6 protein-coding genes, 1 tRNA gene and 2 rRNA genes are annotated in these 6,045 nt (G+C 41.6%); 5 read left to right on the plus strand and 4 right to left on the minus strand.

Annotated elements, in window-relative coordinates:
• Window positions 1–36 precede the first annotated feature (36 nt).
• A complete protein-coding gene (phoB, locus tag A9260_RS16470; protein WP_068700947.1) occupies window positions 37–726 on the minus strand; it encodes a phosphate regulon transcriptional regulator PhoB in 690 nt (229 codons plus the stop codon).
• Between the two features lie 183 nt (window positions 727–909).
• Here phoB and rdgC point away from each other — a divergent pair, with 183 nt between their 5' ends.
• From rdgC to A9260_RS16495, 5 genes are all read left to right on the plus strand, one after another.
• Window positions 910–1,818, plus strand: coding sequence for a recombination-associated protein RdgC (gene rdgC / locus A9260_RS16475; protein WP_068700949.1), 909 nt, complete (start codon window positions 910–912; stop codon window positions 1,816–1,818).
• A gap of 140 nt (window positions 1,819–1,958) precedes the next feature.
• Window positions 1,959–3,332, plus strand: coding sequence for a prephenate-dependent tRNA uridine(34) hydroxylase TrhP (gene trhP, locus A9260_RS16480; protein WP_068700951.1), 1,374 nt, complete (start codon window positions 1,959–1,961; stop codon window positions 3,330–3,332).
• Between the two features lie 3 nt (window positions 3,333–3,335).
• On the plus strand, window positions 3,336–3,590 hold the full coding sequence (locus A9260_RS16485; RefSeq protein WP_068700953.1) for a YfhL family 4Fe-4S dicluster ferredoxin: 255 nt from the start codon (window positions 3,336–3,338) through the stop codon (window positions 3,588–3,590).
• 80 nt (window positions 3,591–3,670) lie between these two features.
• On the plus strand, window positions 3,671–4,126 hold the full coding sequence (locus A9260_RS16490; RefSeq protein ID WP_068700956.1) for a DUF6314 family protein: 456 nt from the start codon (window positions 3,671–3,673) through the stop codon (window positions 4,124–4,126).
• 2 nt (window positions 4,127–4,128) lie between these two features.
• On the plus strand, window positions 4,129–4,980 hold the full coding sequence (locus tag A9260_RS16495; protein WP_068700958.1) for a DMT family transporter: 852 nt from the start codon (window positions 4,129–4,131) through the stop codon (window positions 4,978–4,980).
• 419 nt (window positions 4,981–5,399) lie between these two features.
• Here the strand turns inward: A9260_RS16495 and A9260_RS16500 are convergent.
• The 3 genes from A9260_RS16500 to A9260_RS16510 all read right to left on the minus strand — a co-directional run.
• A tRNA-Asp gene (locus tag A9260_RS16500) sits at window positions 5,400–5,476 on the minus strand.
• A 67-nt stretch (window positions 5,477–5,543) separates the two neighbouring features.
• Window positions 5,544–5,659 (minus strand): 5S ribosomal RNA (rrf, locus tag A9260_RS16505).
• A 130-nt stretch (window positions 5,660–5,789) separates the two neighbouring features.
• Window positions 5,790–6,045 (minus strand): 23S ribosomal RNA (locus tag A9260_RS16510); the annotation flags it as partial.

Raw genomic sequence — 6,045 nt, forward strand, 5'->3', positions numbered from 1 at the left:
TAATGGCGTACTCCAGAATTCGACTAAGCCGGCTGGTTAGGCTTTAGTTGAGAATCGATAGCCTGCACCACGTACAGTCTGAACTAATTTATGATGCTCAGTCGCTTCTAACGCTTTACGCAAGCGACGGATATGTACATCAACAGTACGATCTTCTACATAAACATTAGTGCCCCAAACATGATTTAGCAGTTGCTCACGGCTATAAACACGCTCTTGGTGAGTCATGAAGAAGTGTAACATTTTAAACTCAGTTGGACCCATTTCCAGTGCTTGATCATGCGCTGTAACACGGTGAGAAACAGGATCTAGGCGCAAGCCTCTAACGTCAATCGCTTCTTCTGTTGAAGTCGGAGAAGCGCGGCGAATTACGGCTTTGAGACGTGCAACTAACTCTTTTGGAGAAAATGGTTTGGTAATGTAGTCATCAGCGCCTACTTCAAGCCCCTTAACTTTATCTTCTTCTTCACCTCTAGCGGTAAGCATTACCACTGGGATATTACGGGTCATTTCTTCGCGCTTTAGATGTTTGATGAAGTTGATCCCTGTGCCACCAGGTAACATCCAATCTAACAGAATAAGATCTGGAAAAGGTTCTTTAAGCATGCTTATCGCAGTGTCATAGTCTTCAGCTTCTACGGTTTCATAACCTTTCTGTTCTAAAACAAAACAAAGCATCTCGCGAATCGGAGCCTCATCCTCTACTACTAGGATTCTTCTAGACATCTTTTCTCATAACCTCGACTATTCGTAAACTGCGCACATTATCCTGCTAAATTATGACACTTTTGTGTCGATTGAAAATAAAAAATCATAATAAATTCATGATGCAACACAAATATTGTATTAGGCACTAATACAATCCATCCTTTATGATTAGGCTTTCCCGTCGCAATACAGAGACACAACATGTGGTTTAAAAACTGTCTAGTCTATCGCTTCAACCGTGAAGTAGATATTCAAACCGAAACATTAGAGAAGCAACTACAAGAATTTCAATTCAAACCTTGTGGCAGCCAAGATAAACAAAAATTTGGTTGGTCTTACGCAATGCCCGGTCAAGATCAATTGCTAAGTCATGTCGCGCAAAATCGCATTTTGTTGTGTGCTAAAAAAGAAGAGAAACTCATTCCGGCTTCTGTGGTTAATGATGCTGTTTCAAATAAAGTCGATTTACTGGAAGAAAAAGAAAGTCGTCGTCTTAAGAAAACAGAGCGCGATACCATTAAAGATGAAGTTCTGATGGATCTTCTTCCTCGCGCTTTTACTCGTAGCCAACTAACCTATTTATTGGTCTCTTTAGAAGACGGCGTGATTATTGTTGATGCGGCTAGCTCGAAAAAAGCAGAAGATGCTTTAGCACTGCTACGCAAAACCATTGGTAGCTTACCTGTCGTCCCTGCTCTGCCTGAAAAACCAGTTGAAGCAACACTAACTGAATGGGTAAAAGGTGATTCTCAACCAAATGGTTTTGAAATCCTTGCTGAAGCCGAATTAAAATCAGCGCTAGAAGATGGCGGCATCATTCGTTGTAAGCAACAAGACTTACAAAGCGAAGAAATCCTTAATCATATTGAAGCCAATAAATTCGTCACCAAACTTGCTCTTAACTGGCAAGATCGCGTTGAGTTTGTTGTGGCAGATGACGCAAGCTTAAAGCGCATCAAGTTTGGCGAAGAAGTAAAAGATCAGAACGAAGATATTCCTCGCGAAGATAAAGCGGCACGTTTTGATGCTGACTTTTCACTAATGAGCAGCGAATTACTCGCTTTAGTTGGTCATTTGCATACTGAGCTAGGTGGTTTAGAGCAAAATTAATCTAATTTGCTTTTACAATGTGTGACATCTGTATATTTTTAGTGGCGATTTTTGCGACAATCCCGTAAAATTCGCCCTCCTTATATCTCGCGACACGGTGGCGAGGTCCTGACTTGAAATCAGAAATAGAGTATACAGATATGTTCACACCAGAATTACTTTCTCCAGCCGGTAGCCTTAAAAACATGCGTTATGCATTTGCATACGGCGCAGATGCTGTTTATGCAGGCCAACCACGATACAGCCTTCGTGTTCGTAATAACGAATTCAATCACGAAAATCTTCAAATCGGTATCGACGAAGCGCACGCCCAAGGTAAGAAACTGTATGTGGTTTGTAATATCCAACCACATAACTCTAAATTAAAAACATTTATTCGTGACCTTAAACCTGTGGTAGAGATGGGCCCAGACGCATTAATCATGTCTGATCCTGGTCTTATTATGATGGTTCGCGAAGCTTTCCCTGATATGCCAATTCACCTTTCAGTACAAGCTAATGCTGTAAACTGGGCGACCGTGAAGTTCTGGTCAACTCAAGGCGTTGAGCGTGTTATTTTATCTCGCGAGCTTTCTCTTGAAGAGATCGAAGAAATTCGTACAAACTGCCCTGAAACTGAACTAGAGATCTTTGTTCACGGTGCATTGTGTATGGCTTACTCTGGCCGTTGCTTACTTTCTGGCTACATGAATAAGCGCGATCCTAACCAAGGCACTTGTACTAACGCATGTCGTTGGGAATACACAGCAGAAAAAGCAACCGAAGATGATGCTGGCCAAATCGTAGAAATTCAAGAAGCAGTTACTCCAGAAAGCCAACAGCGCCCTGATAATACGCTAGGACTGGGTAAACCAACCGATGAAGTCATTCTACTGTCTGAATCTCATCGTCCAGAAGAGAAAATGGCTGCGTTTGAAGATGAGCATGGTACTTACATCATGAACTCTAAAGATTTACGCGCTGTTCAACACGTAGAACGCCTAACAAAAATGGGCATTCACTCATTAAAAATTGAAGGCCGTACTAAATCTTTCTATTACTGTGCGCGTACCGCTCAGGTTTACCGTAAAGCAATTGATGATGCAGTAGCAGGCAAACCATTTGATGAGAACCTATTAGGTACTCTAGAGAGCCTTGCACACCGTGGTTACACAGAAGGTTTCCTACGTCGTCATACTCATGATGCTTATCAGAACTACGAATACGGTTATTCAGTATCAGACAATCAACAATTTGTTGGTGAATTTACCGGTAAACGTCGCGGCGAATTAGCTGAAGTAGAAGTAAAGAATAAGTTCCTAGTCGGCGATAGCCTAGAACTAATGACTCCACTGGGTAATGTTGTATTTAACCTTGAAGTCATGGAAAACCGTAAATCTGAAAGTATCGAAGATGCTAAAGGTAATGGTCACTTTGTGTTTATCCCTGTACCAGAAGACATGAACCTAGAGTTTGGTTTGCTTATGCGTAACCTTAGCTCTGGTCAAAATACTCGAAACCCGTCAGGAAAGTAATCGATGGCGTTATTGATCCAAAGTACCTGTATCAACTGTGATATGTGTGAACCTGAGTGCCCTAATGGTGCTATTAGTATGGGTGACTCGATCTATGAAATTGATCCGGATCTCTGTACTGAATGTAAGGGGCACTATGACAAGCCAACCTGCCAATCGGTTTGCCCTATAACGAAGTGCATTATCACCGATCCGTTGCATGTTGAAAGTGAAGACGAACTACTTGAAAAGTTCGTCATCATTCAAGGTATGACATAAAGACTCAAAAAATCCGATATTCAAATCTGAATATCGGATTTTTTATTATTCCTCCCCCCTTCAAAAGGTTGAGATAAACCATGTTTGACCTTTGGCAACAGCTACAACTTATCAACCAATACCAATACCAATCCAAACCTGGCGAAAAATCAATTATGGGCTGGGCAGGAGAAGGTTCTGGTCAGGTCCTAATAGAAAAAGACCATCAGCAAACTCTCTACTTTAAAGAGCAAGGTCAATTCACACTTGCCCAGAATGGATACACGGTAGAAACCAATAATGAATTTATTTGGCAGCGCTTAAGCGATAATAAAATCAAATTATTACACAGCCGATTCGGTCGAGAAAATGCTATAGAGTTATTTATTCTTAGCTACGATGCCGAGTCAAAACAATGGATTAGTGATTCAGCACATGTATGTGGTGATGATCTATATAGCGGTATCGCAATATGGTCCAATAACTCCATAGAGTTCACTTGGTCGATTAGCGGTCCACGTAAACAAGAAAACTTGCATTATCGTTACACGAGGTAGTTTTGGGATATCTAATAGGTACAACGATCATATGGTCGTTATCATTCAGTTTAATTGGCGTCTATTTAGCAGGACAAGTCGACGCTTATGTTTCAGTCTGGATACGCATTGCTTTAGCAGCAATTGTATTTTTACCTTTCATCCGTATTAAAGCGGTAAAAAGCTCCGAAGCCCTTAAACTAATGGGAATAGGTGGTGTACAACTGGGCCTGATGTACATATTTTACTATCAGTCATTCTTACTATTAACTGTCCCTGAAGTACTGGTCTTTACCGTATTTACTCCCCTGTACGTCACTCTCATCTATGACGCATTAAAAAGACAGTTCAATCCTTTATACTTAATCAGTGCACTAGTGGCAGTCGTAGGCGCATTGGTGATCCGATACGACAACTTAACTGAAGACTACTTAATTGGTTTCTTAATTGTCCAATGCTCTAACCTTTGTTTTGCCTTTGGACAGGTTGCCTACAAATACTTTAAAGAAAGCCGCCAAGAAATGTCACAGCGCGATGTTTTTGGTTGGTTCTATGTTGGTGCTCTTGTTGTAGTAAGCATTGCTTGGCTCATCTGGGGCAAAGCTGAATTACCGAGCGATCCTATCCAAATTGGCGTACTCGTTTGGCTAGGCATTGGCGCATCAGGATTGGGCTACTTCTTATGGAACAGAGGCGCAAGCCAGGTTGATCCTGGTTACTTAGCAATTATGAATAACGCTTTGATACCAGCAGGACTCATTGTGAATGTCACGATTTGGAACCGTGATGTCGATATGACCCGCCTAGTTATCGGTGGCAGTATCATCTTGTTTGCACTCTTTATTCATTCAAGAATAAAACGCACAACCAACTAGCATTAAATAGAATTCAAACATCACATCAATTAGGCTGCCAATAGGTAGCCTTTTTTATACCTAATGCATTTAGCATGCTATGTTTGAGCGAATACTTCTACATTGTATGCGCTTACGAACAACAGCACATATACTATGACGTTATCGAGCATTAAATGGGATAGGAAAGAGTCACTAATGTAGCTATTAGCTAAGATAATTGAGTTAAGAGCGATGGAGTAGATAGACCTTTTTATCTTCCATTACCTTAAAGGTACTAACAGGATGGAATCAATAAAACCCTAATATTTCACTAGCATTCTATTACTAGGCCCCTCTTTCAAGGCATAGCTAACCAACTGAACTACCATGGCATTACTAGTTATTTTCCTATGAATGCAAAAAAGCCTTAACATTGCTGTTAAGGCTTTCTTTAATAGTGGCGGAGTGGACGGGACTCGAACCCGCGACCCCCGGCGTGACAGGCCGGTATTCTAACCAACTGAACTACCACTCCGCAGTGGTCAACTCACTAAGTGAGCGTCCATATCTACAGATTCTACAATCTATAGATTTAAATTAAAGCCTGGCGATGTCCTACTCTCACATGGGGAAGCCCCACACTACCATCGGCGCTATTATGTTTCACTTCTGAGTTCGGCATGGAATCAGGTGGGTCCACAATGCTATGGTCGCCAAGCAAATTTTAAAATTCGGAAAACTGCTTTTTACCTTCATCTTTTCTAAAAAGATGAAAACAAAAGTTTAAAAGTTCGTATACACATTCAATCTGTTCTTTCTTCGAGTCCACAAAACCCCTTGGGTGTTGTATGGTTAAGCCTCACGGGCAATTAGTACAGGTTAGCTCAATGCCTCACAGCACTTACACACCCTGCCTATCAACGTTCTAGTCTCGAACAACCCTTTAGGACACTTAAAGTGCCAGGGAAGACTCATCTCAGGGCTCGCTTCGCGCTTAGATGCTTTCAGCGCTTATCGATTCCGAACTTAGCTACCGGGCAATGCCATTGGCATGACAACCCGAACACCAGAGGTTCGTCCACTCCGGTCCTCTCGTACTAGGAG

Source organism: Vibrio sp. UCD-FRSSP16_30 (assembly GCF_001676025.1).
In the GTDB taxonomy this organism is placed as follows: domain Bacteria; phylum Pseudomonadota; class Gammaproteobacteria; order Enterobacterales; family Vibrionaceae; genus Vibrio.